This is a genomic window from Corynebacterium sp. LaCa_70 (assembly GCF_058182015.1).
Map to the genome: position 1 here is coordinate 773,666 of NZ_CP190914.1, position 14,356 is coordinate 788,021.

A 14,356-nucleotide genomic window follows, 5' to 3' on the forward strand; every position below is an offset into this window, starting at 1 on the left:
CCGCAATAGTTTAGGCGACGAGCCTCGTTTTCGGCATTAGCTAGCGCGCAAGTATCGGGAGCGTGTGTGCCATGCTAGAAGTGTGATGAATCAAGATGGTGTGCATAATGAAAACCCACACCAGCGCCTGCCGCAGGGAATTATCGTTGCTGCAACACCGCTGGGCAATCTTGCCGACGCCTCCCCGCGGCTTATAGATGCTTTGCGGGATGCAGAAGTGATTGCCGCTGAAGACACCCGGCGTGTGCGTAATCTCGCGAACGCGCTCGGGGTGGAATTGCGCGCGAAGGTGGTGTCGAATTTTGACCACAACGAAGCAGGCAGGGTTGACGAACTACTGCGCGCGGCACGAAATTCCAGTGTGTTGGTGGTCAGCGATGCGGGAATGCCAGTGGTTTCTGATCCGGGGCATAATGTCGTGGCCGCAGCACATGAGGCAGGTATTGCGGTTACCGCGATTCCGGGCCCGTCTGCGGTACCCACTGCGCTGGCCTTGTGTGGGTTGCAGGTCGGGAAGTTTATTTTTGATGGGTTTGCTCCGCGCAAGGATGGGGCGCGACGCAGTTGGCTGGAATCATTGCGTCATGAACAACGTGCGGTGTGTTTTTTCGAATCGCCGCATCGATTAGCGGATACGTTGCGGCTCGCTGCAGAAGTACTAGGGGCGCAGCGTCGCGGCGCGGTGTGCCGGGAGCTGACGAAGCTTTATGAAGAAGTCAAGCAAGCGCCACTTTCTGAGCTTGCGCAGTGGGCTGAAAACGGAGTGAAAGGCGAGATTACGGTTGTCATCGAGGGTGGTGAGCAAGCGGAGATTTCCGTGGATGAAGCTGTGTGCCGCGTTGCCGAGTTGGTCGATGGCGGGATGCGCTTGAAAGCAGCCTGTAAACAAATTGGCGCGTGGACTGCACATTCAAATCGCGAACTTTACGATGCGTATTTGCGGGCACGTGAGGAAAACGACTAAAAGTGTGTAATATCACATAAACTAGTCTGTTGTGTGTTTTTGGCGGAGCTTGGGTGTTTTCGGGGTGTTTCTGGGGTCTTTCCCGGGGGTTTCTATGTGATTTCGCATGCTAGCGCGAGATAATGGCGGAACAGTTTCGTGACAAGTCACATAATTAGTGGGTTTATCTACTCAACAGCTAATTCTCAGCTTTTCTGAATTTGATTGCCGGGTGTTTTTCAACCACGCTGGTATCCATGACTAAACCTGATTCACACGGCGCCGATGGTGCCGATCGCGATGATGTTGTGGATGATCCACAGCTAGGAACAGATTCCAATCTGGTCCGGGAAGACCTGAATGAGCTGTCTGCCACCAGGCAGATTGCTTATATGCTGGAACACGAAGACGACGTCGCGGTCAGCGGCGTCGACGATTCTGTGGAGCTGGCTTCCGAAAACGACGACACTTCCATCGACTGGGGTGTGGTGCTGCCGGCAGGCATTTTGGTGCTGGCGACGGTTATTTGGGGTCTGGTTTTCACAGAATCTTTCAATGATTTTGCCAGCACAGCATTCGGTTGGATTATCGATAACTTCGGCTGGGCTTTCATGCTGTTTACCACGGTTTTCGTGGTATTCGTGATTACCATTGCCGCCTCGAAGTTTGGTGCTATTAAGCTGGGCTCGATTAATGAAGAGCCCGAATTTAATACCATCTCGTGGATCGCAATGATGTTTGCTGCGGGTATGGGCATTGGTTTGATGTTCTTCGGCGCAGCAGAACCGACATTCTTTTATAACGATAGCGTTCCGGGGATCGATAATGACCCAGTCGGCGGTGCCATGGCGCAGGCGATGTTCCACTGGACACTGCACCCGTGGGCGATTTACGCGATCGTCGGCTTGGCCATCGCATATTCCACCTTCCGTGTCGGACGCAAACAGCTGCTGTCTTCGGCATTTGTTCCGCTGATTGGTGAAAAGGCAGCCGCCGGTGGCGTGGGCCGTTTCATTGACATTTTGTCCATTTTCGCGACTGTGTTTGGTACCGCTTGTTCTTTGGGCCTCGGTGCACTGCAGATCCAGGCAGGCTTGTCCGCGTCCGGCATTATCGACGACCCTTCGATGTCGGTTGTTATCGGAATCGTGTTGGTATTGACCTTGGCCTTTATTCTCTCGGCGCTGTCGGGCGTCGGCAAGGGCATCCAGTACCTGTCAAACGCTAACCTCATCATGGCCGCTGTCCTGGCCATTTTCGTGTTCATCGTGGGCCCAACCGTCGTGCAGCTGAACCTGATTCCAGGTTCACTGGGTTCGTACTTACAAAACTTCCTGATGATGGCCGGGCGCACCGCAGAAAACGGTGAAGAAGCCGCCGAATTCAGCTCTGCCTGGACGATTTTCTACTGGGCATGGTGGGTTTCCTGGTCACCGTTCGTCGGTATGTTCCTAGCGCGCATTTCCCGCGGACGTTCCGTACGGGAATTCTGCATCGGCGTGCTGCTGATTCCATCCGGTGTCTCCACCGTGTGGTTTGCGATCTTCGGTGGTACCGCGATCGATATGGAACGCAGCAACGAAGGCGTTGTGTACGGAGATGGCACCACCGAAAACATGCTGTTTAACATGTTCGATCAGCTACCACTGGGTGCGATTGCATCAATCGTGGCGATGGTCCTGCTCGCTACGTTCTTTATCACCTCGGCAGACTCCGCTTCGACCGTCATGGGTTCCATGTCGCAGCGCGGACGCATGGTGGCCACCCCATGGTTGTCGGCTACCTGGGGTGTTTTGACGGCTGCGGTTGGTCTGACCATGCTTATCGGCGGTGGTGAGGATGCCCTGGACTCGCTGCAGTCGGTCACGATCGTGGCAGCTTCACCATTCCTGCTGATCATTATCGGACTGATGTTTAGCCTGGTGAAAGACCTGCGTAACGACGTTATCTACGTTGAGCAGAAAGAACAGCAAGCCTTCGCACGCAAGCTGGCCCGTGAACGTCGTTTGACTCGCGAGGCGCACCACAAGGAAGAGCTGAAAAAGCGCCGCGCAGAGCGTCTGGAGAGCTGGAAGCCAGAAAGCATGCGCAAGAATTAACTGCTACGGCTACTAGTTACTGCTACTAGCTAATTCTTGCTGCAGTTGCTAGGTGCGCAGTGCTCACATGAGAACTCAATGTGAACCTGCTGCGCACCCTGTGAGTTCTATGAACCCCGGTCACCATACGGTACCGGGGTTCAATTATGCTGGAAGGCATGTCTGAAAATGTGCTTGTGAATGTTGCCTGGCCGTATGCCAACGGCCCCCGTCATATCGGACACGTCGCAGGATTTGGCGTACCTTCCGATGTATTCGCGCGCTTTCAGCGAATGCGTGGCAACAATGTCCTGATGGTTTCAGGCACTGATGAACACGGCACTCCGCTGTTGGTGCAAGCTGATAAAGAAGGCGTCTCCGTACGCGAATTGGCTGATCGTTACAATCGTCAGATCGTCGAAGACCTGCGCGGTTTGGGCCTGTCGTATGACTGGTTTACCCGTACCGTTACCCGTACTCACTACGCGACGGTGCAAGAGCTGTTCAAAGGCCTGTACAACAACGGTTACATGGTCAAAGAAACCACCATGGGTGCGGTGTCCCCGTCTACTGGGCGCACGCTGCCGGACCGTTACATCGAAGGCACCTGCCCAATTTGTAATGCCGACGGTGCCCGGGGTGATCAATGTGATAACTGCGGTAACCAGTTGGACCCAGCGGATTTGATCGATCCAGTTTCCAAGATCAACGGCGAAACCCCGGTTTTCCGCGAGACCGAACACTTCTTGTTGGACCTGCCGGCGCTTGCCGACGCATTGCGTACCTGGCTATCAACCCGAGAAGGCTGGCGCCCGAACGTGCTGAAGTTTTCGCAGAATCTGCTGGCGGATATGCGCCCGCGTGCAATGACCCGCGATATTGACTGGGGCGTTCCCGTACCGATTGAGGGCTGGGAAAACAACAACGCGAAAAAGCTCTACGTGTGGTTTGATGCTGTGATCGGCTACTTGTCTGCCTCGTTGGAGTGGGCACAGCGCACCGGCGATCCGGACGCGTGGAAGCAGTTCTGGTTGGATCCGGAAACCAAGTCCTATTATTTCCAAGGCAAGGACAATATCACTTTCCACTCACAGATTTGGCCAGCGCAGCTGCTCGGTTATGCGGGTAAGGGCGCCAAGGGCGGTGAACAACACCGTTATGGTGACATCAATCTGCCCACCGAAATCGTGTCTTCGGAGTTTTTGACCATGTCTGGCTCCAAGTTCTCCTCATCCAAGGGGCTGGTCATCTACGTCAAGGACTTTTTGGAAGAATTCGGGCCGGATCCTTTGCGCTATTTCATTGCGGTGGCTGGCCCAGAAAACAATGACGCAGACTTTACCTGGGACGAGTTCGTCCGTCGCATCAACAATGAGCTGGCGAACGGCTGGGGCAACTTGGTCAACCGCACGGTCTCCATGGCGCACAAAAACTTCGGTGAAGTACCAGAGCCCGGTGAGCTGACTGATAGCGATCGTCGCATTCTGGACTTGGCAACTAATGCTTTTGACGTCGTAGGAGATGCCCTGGAGCATTCCAAGTTCAAGGCTGGAATCACACACGCGATGCACGTCGTTGGTGAAGCAAACGCCTATATTGCCGAAAATGAGCCGTGGAAACTAGCTAAGGATGATTCCCAGCGGGAACGCTTGGCGACGGTTTTGTGGACTGCACTGCAGGTCGTGTCCGACTGCAACGTGCTTTTGACCCCATACCTGCCGCACCTGGCACAGCGCGTGCACGAAACCTTGGGCCGTGATGATTTGTGGGCTGCACAGCCAGAGATCGTTGAAGTTGTCGACGATTATGATGTCGAATTGGTTGGCGTCGGCACGCCAGAGAAAGGCCAGAAGTACCCCGCGATCACAGGTGATTATGCGGCACAGGCAGCAACCTGGAAACGCCTGGATATCACCCCGGGTACTACACTGGGGAAGCCGAAGCCATTGATTACCAAGTTGGATCCGGAACTGGCTGAAACTGGCCCAGAATGGGCACCGGTGACGGATTCGGAAGACTAATCCGAAGTGTGCTGTGCACGGCAAGATTTGTGCACAGCACGTTTGTTTTCTCTCGAGCATTGTGTTGGAAGGTGAGTCTGACGAGTGATAAGCAGTCGAAGCACACGAAACTAGTTGCTGGTGGGGCGATTGCAGTCCCGCTTGCTCTCGTTGCAGTAATCTCCGCTGCGGCGAATCTGCGTGCCGGTATTTCTTCACTGGGCGCAGTCCTGGAACAGGTTATGGCCAGTTTCCAGGCCCCGGCCTCGGTGGCTGGTGTGCTCACCGCCATGCCGGGTTTTGCTTTCGCCATCATGGGGTTGGCGGCTGTTCCTATTACACGACGCTTCGGGTTAAGCTTCACGCTTTTTGCCGGAATGGTGGCCATGCTCGTGGGCCTTGCTTTCCGGCCATTGATCGGTGCCTATGTACCGGGCGGTATGGTCACGTTCATTGTGCTCACCGCGTTGGTTGTTGGCGGGATCGCGCTGTTGAATGTGTTGTTACCGGCCTGGATTAAACAGCACGCGCCGCGTTGCTCTGTGTTGTTGATGTCGTGTTATTCCGGTTTCTTAGGTCTTTCGGGGGCGGTTGCACCACTGAGTGCCTTGTGGTTTTCCGGCGAGGATGCTTGGCGCCCAGCACTGGGGATTTGGGCGTTGCTCGCGGCAACACAGGTTGTGGTCTGGATTCTGGTATTAACCCGGGTTGGCGTGGATAAACCTCGCAAGCCACCGGTCGCACAACCCACAAACTCCGGCACGGAACGTGCGACTATACCAGGTACGACGGGTACAGCAGCTGATTCGGCCCCAGCAGTTGTTGCGAATAAGATCGCGTCGACGTCGTTATGGCGTTCTCCCACAGCGGTGGCGATGATGGTGCTGTTTGGCCTGCAATCCTCAAACGCCTATGTGCAAATGGGGTGGCTGCCGCAGATGTATATCGACCAAGGCGTTTCGCCGGGCAGGGCAGCCGTAGGGCTTGCCGTGCTGGGAACCGTCAACGTCATCGGTGGTGTGAGCATGCCGTTTTTGGTGGCCCGCATTCGTGATCTGCGCCCGGTAATTGTGGTTTTTGGCGTACTGACGACCGTTGGTTACCTCGGGGTCATGTTTGCTGGTGCCGCGGCGCCGGAGGCGTGGGCAATCGTACTGGGCCTGGGCGGTATGTGCTTCCCGACGATCCTCGCTTTGCTTGCGGCGCGGACGCGTACCCCGGAGGTGACCGCACGTTTGTCTGGTTTCGTGCAGCCGTATGGTTATTTGCTTGCAGGAGTCCTTCCGCTGTTGATCGGTTTTGTGTACCAGGCCACCGGAGCCTGGACGCTGATATTGACGGTGATGGCATTGACCGGCGTGGGGATGTCTGCACTGGGGTATCGCGCGGGTAAGAAAGTATTTATCGACGACGAGCTCGCGCGCTAGTACGTGCAAGGACTGTGAATGAGCCGGCGCTTATTACAACGGTGCCGACCAGCACGGTGCCTATTAAGCTGGGGTGCTATGTCGAAGAAGAAATCACGCCCGCAGCCGTTTCCCGCCCCGGAAATTACTGGAATAGTTGATGCACACACGCACCTGACGTCGTGTCGTGGAAGTAGCATTGCGGAATTTGTTGAGCGTGCCATCGCAGGTGGTATTGGCGAGATATGTACCGTCGGGGATGATTTAGCCGAAGCCGAGCTGGCGTTGCAAGCAGCGCGCCAGCACCATAATCTGCATGCCGCGTGTGCGATCCATCCGACCAAGGCGCACCAACTGGATGAGAATGCGAAAATCCGGCTGTCCGAGATGGCTCGCGATGAAAACTGTGTAGCCATTGGTGAAACTGGTCTGGATTCTTATTGGATCGAGCACTCTCCAGAGTCGACGGCGACATTGGAACAACAGGAAGCCTCGCTGCGCTGGCATACGCAGCTTGCGCGCGAGGTAGGCAAGACGTTGATGATCCACAACCGAGAAGCAGACGCAGACCTGCTGCGCATCCTGGATGATGAACCAGCGCCACCACAAGTCATGCTGCACTGTTTTTCCTCCTCTGCCGCGATGGCGCGGGAAGCCATTGATCGTGGATGGATATTAAGCTTTGCCGGAAATGTGACTTTCAAGCGCAATGACGAATTGCGGAAAGCGGCGTCGCTGGTGCCGAAGGGCCAGTTATTGATCGAGACTGACGCGCCGTTTATGACTCCCGAGCCTTTTCGTGGTGCACCCAACGAGCCGTCGTTGGTGGGGCATACCGCGCTGTGTGTTGCGCAGCAGCGGGGGCAGAGCCCAGAAGAGTTGGCTGCGGAAGTACGTGGGACCTATTACCGCGTGTACGGGCTGGCTACGGAGTCCGCGTCGTAGGTAGCGGCATCGTGCCACACGGGAGCTTGTGGTAAATTTCACAGTTGCTATTTGGCCAGGCTGGTTGTGCCACGAGTGGTATTGGTGGCGTTTGAGTGCTATGTGAAGTTTGTGACAGATGAATTATGTTCGCGTTTCGCCACCGCTGAGCGCGTTATCGTATTGTTATCATCGTTACCGAGCGACAATGCTTTTTCACTAATAAAACTGTGATTGCGTGCTCGTATCTGGCTTTAGTGCGGTTTTGCGTAGAAACCAATTCGAGAAACCTAGAGATTTAGGGGAGTCCATGTCGACCAAAAAGCAGATCCAGCGGATCAACTCCAACGCATCGACGCCGTTGCGCGTTGCTACTGGAGGCGTCGTTGGTGCACTGCTGGTCGGGGGCGTCGTCGGACTGAATGCGCAGAAAGACATCGTCGTTGATGCCAATGGCGAAATGATTGAACTTTCGACCTTCGCCAGTGACGTTGAGGCAGCGCTTGCCGACGCCGATCTGGAGCTGAGTGCGCATGATGTTATTTCCCCAGCCCTGTCGGAAGGCGTGCGTGAAGGCGATACCATCACCGTACGCACCACTAAACCAGTGGCTGTTACCATCGACGGCGCCGATACCGAGCTGACTACTACCGCCAGCACCATTGATGAGCTACGCAACGAAATCGATGGCCTACATCGGAGTGCCAAATTGCTGGCGAATGGTAAGGAAGTCTCGGGCGATGATGAACTGACTACCGGAATGAAACTGGAAGCCGTGGCTCCAAAGATTGTCTCGATTACTGATGGTGGTAAGACCGTCTACACCCAGCAGGCAGTACGCACTGTCGGGGAATTGTTGGATGCTCGGGATATCCACCTGGGTGAATTCGACCGGCTGCACTTGCCGGAGGATACCGCGCTGACTACCGGTATGGATATTGCCATCGATCGGGTGCATTTTGAAGACGAGCGCGTCAACGAGCCGATCGAACCAGAAGTGGTGTACCGCGATGATGCGAATATGCCCGAAGGTGATGAGCAGGTGGTAGAACCCGGCACCATGGGTAACCGGGAAGTCACTTTGCGCAAGAAATTCGTCAATGGACATGAAGAATCCGTTGACAGAGTCGATGAGCACGAAACTTCCCCGGCACAAAAGCGTGTCATCGCTCGCGGTACTAAGCCAGCACCGGCTACGCCATCGGCGCCGGCAGCTCCGGCTGTGGCTGGTGGATCGGTGTGGGATGAGCTTGCTGCGTGTGAATCCAACGGAAATTGGTCCATCAACACCGGCAACGGCTACCACGGTGGTTTGCAGTTCAACGCCGGAACTTGGGCAGCGTATGGCGGGACTGCTTACGCGCCAACCGCGGACCTTGCTACCCGCGAACAACAAATTGAGATTGCGAAAAAGACCCAGGCAGCCCAAGGCTGGGGAGCCTGGCCAGCATGTACTGCCAAGATGGGGCTGCGTTAACAGCTGTTAAACTACCTGCATGGCAAATGATGAGGCGAGCGCCGAAAGCCCACGCACGGTAGATCTCTTAGGCCCGGTAGAAATCCGGGCCCTTGCCGACGACATTGGTATCACCCCCACGAAAAAGTTGGGGCAGAATTTTGTGCACGATGCCAATACGGTCCGCCGCATCGTCGATACCGCGAAGGTGCGTGCCGACGATCACGTGCTGGAAGTCGGCCCTGGTTTAGGATCACTGACTCTTGGTCTGCTGGAAGCAGCCCAGCATGTGACGGCCATTGAAATTGATGAACGACTGGCAGCGAAATTGCCAGAAACAGTGGCAGCGCGTGCTGGCCAACGGGGGGATAATTTTTCTTTGCTCAACGCTGATGCTTTGCGCGTGAGCCCAGAACAAGTTGCGGCCGCATCCCCGGAAAATATTGCTGCGCCCACGGCTTTGGTTGCTAATTTGCCGTACAACGTTGCGGTGCCGGTGCTACTGCATCTATTAGCGCAATTTCCGAGCATTAGTCGCGTACTGGTGATGGTGCAGGCAGAGGTTGCAGACCGATTAGCTGCCCAGCCTGGTAGCAAGATTTATGGCGTGCCCAGCGTGAAAGCCAGTTTTTACGGTACTGTTACTCGCGCCGGCACCATCGGGGAACATGTTTTCTGGCCTGCGCCGACGATTAAATCTGGGTTGGTGCGCATTGAGCGCTATTCAGATGATGACAGCCCGTGGTCAATTACCGACGACACGCGCCGAGCTGTCTTTCCCATTGTCGATGCGGCTTTCGCACAGCGCCGCAAGACTCTACGCGCTGCGTTGTCCAAGCACTATGGTTCGGCAATCCAGGCAGAACACGCATTGCGGGCAGCCGATATCGATCCTGGTTTACGTGGCGAAAAACTCAGCGTGGCCGATTATGTTCGCCTCGCATTGGGGGAATAAGACCGAGACCACTGCGAATACGGCAAGGTAGCAACGATGGCAGACGAATTTTCCACACAAACAAGCGCTAATAACACGTGCACCGCGCGGGCATTTGCCAAGGTGAATTTGCATTTGGCCGTAGGTCCGGCGCGCCCTGATGGATTTCATGAGCTAGTGACTATTTTCCAGTCACTGGATTTAGCCGATACCGTACGGATAACTTGTGCCGAGGCCGAGTCGGATTCCTCTGTCGTCTCCGATGATTCTGGGCTCCACGAGTCCACCCCAGGACATTCTGTTGCTCACGATTCTCCAATCCACGGCACTTTTGTGCAGGCGCTGACAGTGACCGGGCAGGACAGTGAATCGGTGCCCACGGATGCGTCTAATCTGGCCTGGCAAGCCGTCGATGCCGTTGCGGCCGCGCTACGCGCAGAACATACGAAGGAATTGGCGCTGCCACAGGTAACGATCGCGATTACCAAAAATATCCCGGTTGCTGGGGGAATGGCTGGCGGTTCCGCGGATGCGGCAGCTGCCCTGCGTGCCGCGAATGCCTTGTTTGCTAGTTATGCAGGGATTTCCGCATTAGATGAGCAGGTAATACATAAGCTTGCGGCACAGCTTGGCTCGGATGTTCCTTTTTGTCTGCATGGGAATACTGCACTTGGCCAAGGAAGAGGAGAAAAACTCCACGCCGTGCCCACCAGCGGCATCTATCACTGGGCACTGGTGGCTAATGCCCAAGGCTTGTCGACGCCGCGCGTTTTCGCAGTCTTTGATGAGATTGTTGAGCGTGACAAACTCGTCGGCAAGCAGCCCCAGAAAAATCCCATCCCCAGTGAGACCGCATCATTGGCAGCGGCCTTACAAGCTGGTGATGCGCAACAACTAGCTGGTTTGTTACGCAATGATCTGCAGCAATCTGCGTTACACATCCGCCCGGATCTGCGCGAGATCCTGGATACCGGAGAACACGCCGGTGCACTCGCAGGAATCGTGTCAGGTTCCGGACCTACCTGTGCGTTTCTGTGCGCCGACGAACAAGCCGCACGCCAGGTGGCAGCGGAAGTAGAAAAGAAAATAGCCGGTACTCGTGGCATTATTGCCACGAGCCCGGCTGCTCGCGCAGAGCTTGTAGAAAGCTAAGCTTTTCGGGGGAAACTCACTAGCGTCCTACGTTTTTCTGCGCGGTGGGGTGAGTACCTTGCCGTTACTTCGCAACGCCCATTTCCACTGGCTCGAAGTCCAACTCGGTGCGGGTAAGCACTTCGCCTTCCTTCAGGTCCACCATCAGGAATTCCTTGTTTTCTGCGTCGGTGACGTAAGCGATATCGCCATCGACCTTCAGGATTGGGCCAGGTTCTTGCCACTCATCCTTTTCTTTCCATGGTTCGATAACCTCGATGCGGTCGGTAACTTCGCCGGATTCGACGTCGATGATGTTCACATAGCCGTCGTAGGTCAGCACCACGCCGTCGCCGTCACCGGTGCGGCCGAGGGAACGGAACCAGTAGGAATCCTCTAAGTCCACCTTCTTCATGGAGTAGTCGGTGGTATCAATCAGGACGACGGAGGTTGGGCGCTCCAGATCTGCGTCTTCGTCGGTCTTGTTGTCGCCGAGGACGATAGGGGAATCTTCGCTACCGGCCAGGTTTCCGGAACGCTGGTAGCCGTCTTTAGCGATGTCGCCGGCATCAACCTTGTGGAATTCTTCGTCTTCTACATCGAAGATGACTGGACCGTTGGTGCAACCGAAAGCGACGTTGCCGCCTTGCGCGACCGCTTCGCCGTGAATTCCTGGGCAATCGTCGGTGGAGGCCAATACTTCGTTGTCCATGCTGCGGTATTCGATGCGGTGGCGCTCGTCTTCGGTGCCGACGGTGGTCAGGTAGCTACCGTCTTCGAAGGGAACTGCCACACCGTGGTGCGGATCGCCGGATTCGGCGGTCACGATGTGTGCCGGGCGCATGGTGTCGGTGCCATCTTGGAGCTCGTCGTTGTCGAAGATGGTGATGTCACCAGTGCCATCGTCGAAAAGCGCAGTCTTGCCGTCATGCTGGACGACGTGCCCAGGCTTATCAGCTGGCAGGATGTTGTCGGTGAGCTCAGGCGACTTCTCGTAGTAGTGGTTGTGGTCTCCGTGTGGCTGGGTCACAGCACCGGTGTCGAAGATGGTGAAGCCGTCTTTTCCGGAAACATACAGGTGGCGGGTGTTGCCAGCTGGGTTCAGGCGGTGGAACCCGGAGATTTCTTCTTCGTCGACAATTTCGCCGGTGGATGGGTCGATCGTCGTCAAGCCTTTGTCGTGGGAGAGTACCACGCGTTGCGGTAGAGAAGAGACCTCGGTCAGATCCGCATCATCAGCGTCGGGGCCATCGTGATCGTGACCGTCGTGGTCGTGATCATTAGCCTCTGAGGTGGAGGTGGTTTCCTGGGCACTGGTGGCGTCTTCATCTGGGCTGGAGCAAGCAGCAAGCGCGAATGAGGTTGCTACTGCCATCGTGACTGTGGAAAATATACGGCGTTTCATAGAATTCACAGTAATGAAAATGAATTCAACGTGCAAAAAGTCTAATCTTATTTGCGCGTAGCTTTTGGGTGTAGGTCGTATCTCTTGGGGTGCGGACAGAAAGCGTTGCAACTTCAGCATCGTGTGCCGGCTACTCCCGGTCACTCAGAGCCGTCCTTAGCCGCTGATAGCCAGGGTGCTTTAAGATGGAATCACTATGGTGAACCTGTTAAATGCAGAGAATATCTCGCAATCTTTCGGCCTGAAAACCCTTCTCGACGGCGTATCGCTGGGTGTGCAATCGGGGCAGCGCATTGGTGTCGTCGGCGTGAATGGTGGTGGCAAAACCACGCTGCTGGAAGTGCTGACAGGCTTGGTGGAACCTGACAGCGGCCGGGTGGCGCGAAATTCGGATCTTCGAATGGCCGTAGTCACCCAGCGTGCAGAGCTTGACCCAGCAGCAACGATTGGGCGCACGGTGGTAGAGCCGCTAGGCCTCGATACCTTCGAATGGGCCTCGAACGCGAAAGTGCGCGATGTGCTGGGTGGTTTAGGCGTCGCGCAATTAGGGCTGGATACTCCGGTTGGTCAACTCTCGGGAGGGGAGAGGCGGCGGGTGAATTTGGCGGCTGCTCTCGTGCAAGACCTCGACTTGGTCGTACTCGACGAGCCCACCAACCATTTGGATGTGGAAGGCGTGCAGTGGTTGGCTGACCACCTCTTGCGCCGCAAGGTCGCGGTGCTGGTGGTTACCCACGACCGTTGGTTTTTGGACACGGTCGCGCAGCTGACGTGGGAGGTTCACGACGGCCAGGTGGATGTCTACGACGGTGGCTATAATGACTGGATTTTTGCTCGGGCTGAGCGTCAGCGGCAAGCAGAAGCAGCCGAACAACGCCGACAGAACTTAGCGCGCAAAGAATTGGCGTGGTTGCGTCGTGGCGCGCCAGCCCGGACGTCGAAACCGAAATACCGGATCGCGGCTGCTGAGGCATTAATTAAAGACGTCCCGCCGGTGCGCAATAGCGTCGAGTTGATGTCGTTTTCCAAACAGCGGTTGGGCCGCAAGGTTATCGAGCTGGAAAACGCGCGTTTAGAAACCCCTGATGGGCAGGTGCTTGTCGACGATCTCACGTGGCGCTTAGCTCCGGGTGAGCGCGTGGGACTGGTTGGGGTCAACGGTTCTGGTAAGACGACGCTGCTGCGCGCTTTGGCAGGCGATCACGAGCTCGCTGCCGGCAAACGCATAGAGGGGCAAACCGTGCGTCTGGGCTGGCTGCGCCAGGAACTCGATGACCTGGACCCGCAGCGGCGACTGCTGGATGCGGTAGAAGATGTCGCCACCTATGTGCACCTGGGCACAAAGGAGCTATCGGCCTCGCAGTTGGCGGAACGTCTCGGTTTTAGTCCGAAACGCCAGCGTACCCCGGTCGGTGATCTGTCTGGTGGCGAGCGTCGACGCCTGCAATTAACCCGGGTGCTGATGAGCGAGCCCAATGTTTTGCTTCTCGACGAGCCCACCAACGACCTTGATATTGACACGTTGCAAGAGTTGGAATCTTTGCTCGACGAGTGGCCTGGCACGCTGGTGGTGGTTTCCCACGACCGCTATTTGATCGAGCGAATTACCGATGCTGCCTACGCCTTGTTTGGTGATGGTAATTTGCAACATCTTCCGGGCGGAATTGAGCAATACCTGCAGGTGCGCGCCGCTTCTGCAGATGATGCACCGCGCGGAGCACTGGATTTGGGGCCAAATAGGTCAGGTGACATCACCGGGGACGGTGGTGGTACCAGTGCAGCAGCATCGCCCGGCAAACCCGAAATTTCTGCGCAGCAAGAGCGTGAGATCACCAAGGCTATGCGTGCGCTGGAGCGCAAGATGGATAAGTTGGAGAAATCGGAAGCACAGCTTGATGAGAAAATGGCGGCGGCTGCCGAAGACGTCGACACGCAGCGATTGACGGAGCTGAATGAAGAGAAATCTGAGGTGGCGCGGCGTCGGGAAGAACTCGAAGCCGAGTGGTTGGAGCTGGCTGATCAGCTGGATGCGCAATAATCGGCGCCGCGTCGACGTGTTGTTGGTTCTGGGGAGTCCGG

10 protein-coding genes are annotated in these 14,356 nt (G+C 56.1%); 9 read left to right on the plus strand and 1 reads right to left on the minus strand.

Going from position 1 to position 14,356, the window contains the following annotated elements; genetic code table 11:
• Nucleotides 1-85 precede the first annotated feature (85 nt).
• The 8 genes from rsmI (at nt 86) to ACP8MI_RS03540 (ending at nt 10,893) form a co-directional block, all read left to right on the plus strand.
• Complete coding sequence (gene rsmI / locus ACP8MI_RS03505; protein WP_126844440.1) at nt 86-964, plus strand: 16S rRNA (cytidine(1402)-2'-O)-methyltransferase; 879 nt, start codon at nt 86-88, stop codon at nt 962-964.
• A gap of 236 nt (nt 965-1,200) precedes the next feature.
• A complete protein-coding gene (locus tag ACP8MI_RS03510) occupies nt 1,201-3,042 on the plus strand; it encodes a BCCT family transporter (RefSeq protein ID WP_018121233.1) in 1,842 nt (613 codons plus the stop codon).
• A 158-nt stretch (nt 3,043-3,200) separates the two neighbouring features.
• A complete protein-coding gene (gene metG, locus ACP8MI_RS03515) occupies nt 3,201-5,042 on the plus strand; it encodes a methionine--tRNA ligase (protein ID WP_126844416.1) in 1,842 nt (613 codons plus the stop codon).
• A 71-nt stretch (nt 5,043-5,113) separates the two neighbouring features.
• A complete protein-coding gene (locus ACP8MI_RS03520; protein WP_490290710.1) occupies nt 5,114-6,448 on the plus strand; it encodes an MFS transporter in 1,335 nt (444 codons plus the stop codon).
• Nucleotides 6,449-6,526: 78 nt separating this feature from the next.
• A complete protein-coding gene (locus ACP8MI_RS03525; protein ID WP_126844420.1) occupies nt 6,527-7,372 on the plus strand; it encodes a TatD family hydrolase in 846 nt (281 codons plus the stop codon).
• A 289-nt stretch (nt 7,373-7,661) separates the two neighbouring features.
• Nucleotides 7,662-8,828, plus strand: a complete 1,167-nt coding sequence (locus ACP8MI_RS03530) for a resuscitation-promoting factor (protein WP_018121237.1) — start codon at nt 7,662-7,664, stop codon at nt 8,826-8,828.
• Between the two features lie 19 nt (nt 8,829-8,847).
• Nucleotides 8,848-9,762: a 16S rRNA (adenine(1518)-N(6)/adenine(1519)-N(6))-dimethyltransferase RsmA gene (rsmA, locus tag ACP8MI_RS03535; RefSeq protein WP_284589914.1), complete on the plus strand. Its 915-nt coding sequence runs from the start codon at nt 8,848-8,850 to the stop codon at nt 9,760-9,762.
• 36 nt (nt 9,763-9,798) lie between these two features.
• On the plus strand, nt 9,799-10,893 hold the full coding sequence (locus ACP8MI_RS03540; RefSeq protein ID WP_018121239.1) for a 4-(cytidine 5'-diphospho)-2-C-methyl-D-erythritol kinase: 1,095 nt from the start codon (nt 9,799-9,801) through the stop codon (nt 10,891-10,893).
• 64 nt (nt 10,894-10,957) lie between these two features.
• Here ACP8MI_RS03540 and ACP8MI_RS03545 read toward each other — a convergent pair whose 3' ends face one another.
• Complete coding sequence (locus ACP8MI_RS03545) at nt 10,958-12,277, minus strand: hypothetical protein (RefSeq protein WP_026168018.1); 1,320 nt, start codon at nt 12,275-12,277, stop codon at nt 10,958-10,960.
• A gap of 196 nt (nt 12,278-12,473) precedes the next feature.
• On the opposite strand from ACP8MI_RS03545, the gene ACP8MI_RS03550 reads away from it, so the two are divergent.
• On the plus strand, nt 12,474-14,315 hold the full coding sequence (locus tag ACP8MI_RS03550) for an ABC-F family ATP-binding cassette domain-containing protein (protein ID WP_018121241.1): 1,842 nt from the start codon (nt 12,474-12,476) through the stop codon (nt 14,313-14,315).
• Nucleotides 14,316-14,356 lie beyond the last annotated feature (41 nt).

Excerpts from the sequence above, each read along its gene's own strand:
- rsmI (WP_126844440.1), top strand. The coding sequence starts at position 86 with ATGAATCAAGATGGTGTGCATAATGAAAACCCACACCAGCGCCTGCCG.
- ACP8MI_RS03510 (WP_018121233.1), top strand. The coding sequence starts at position 1,201 with ATGACTAAACCTGATTCACACGGCGCCGATGGTGCCGATCGCGATGAT.
- metG (WP_126844416.1), top strand. The coding sequence starts at position 3,201 with ATGTCTGAAAATGTGCTTGTGAATGTTGCCTGGCCGTATGCCAACGGC.
- ACP8MI_RS03525 (WP_126844420.1), top strand. The coding sequence starts at position 6,527 with ATGTCGAAGAAGAAATCACGCCCGCAGCCGTTTCCCGCCCCGGAAATT.
- ACP8MI_RS03530 (WP_018121237.1), top strand. The coding sequence starts at position 7,662 with ATGTCGACCAAAAAGCAGATCCAGCGGATCAACTCCAACGCATCGACG.
- rsmA (WP_284589914.1), top strand. The coding sequence starts at position 8,848 with ATGGCAAATGATGAGGCGAGCGCCGAAAGCCCACGCACGGTAGATCTC.
- ACP8MI_RS03540 (WP_018121239.1), top strand. The coding sequence starts at position 9,799 with ATGGCAGACGAATTTTCCACACAAACAAGCGCTAATAACACGTGCACC.
- ACP8MI_RS03545 (WP_026168018.1), bottom strand. The coding sequence starts at position 12,277 with ATGAAACGCCGTATATTTTCCACAGTCACGATGGCAGTAGCAACCTCA.
- ACP8MI_RS03550 (WP_018121241.1), top strand. The coding sequence starts at position 12,474 with ATGGTGAACCTGTTAAATGCAGAGAATATCTCGCAATCTTTCGGCCTG.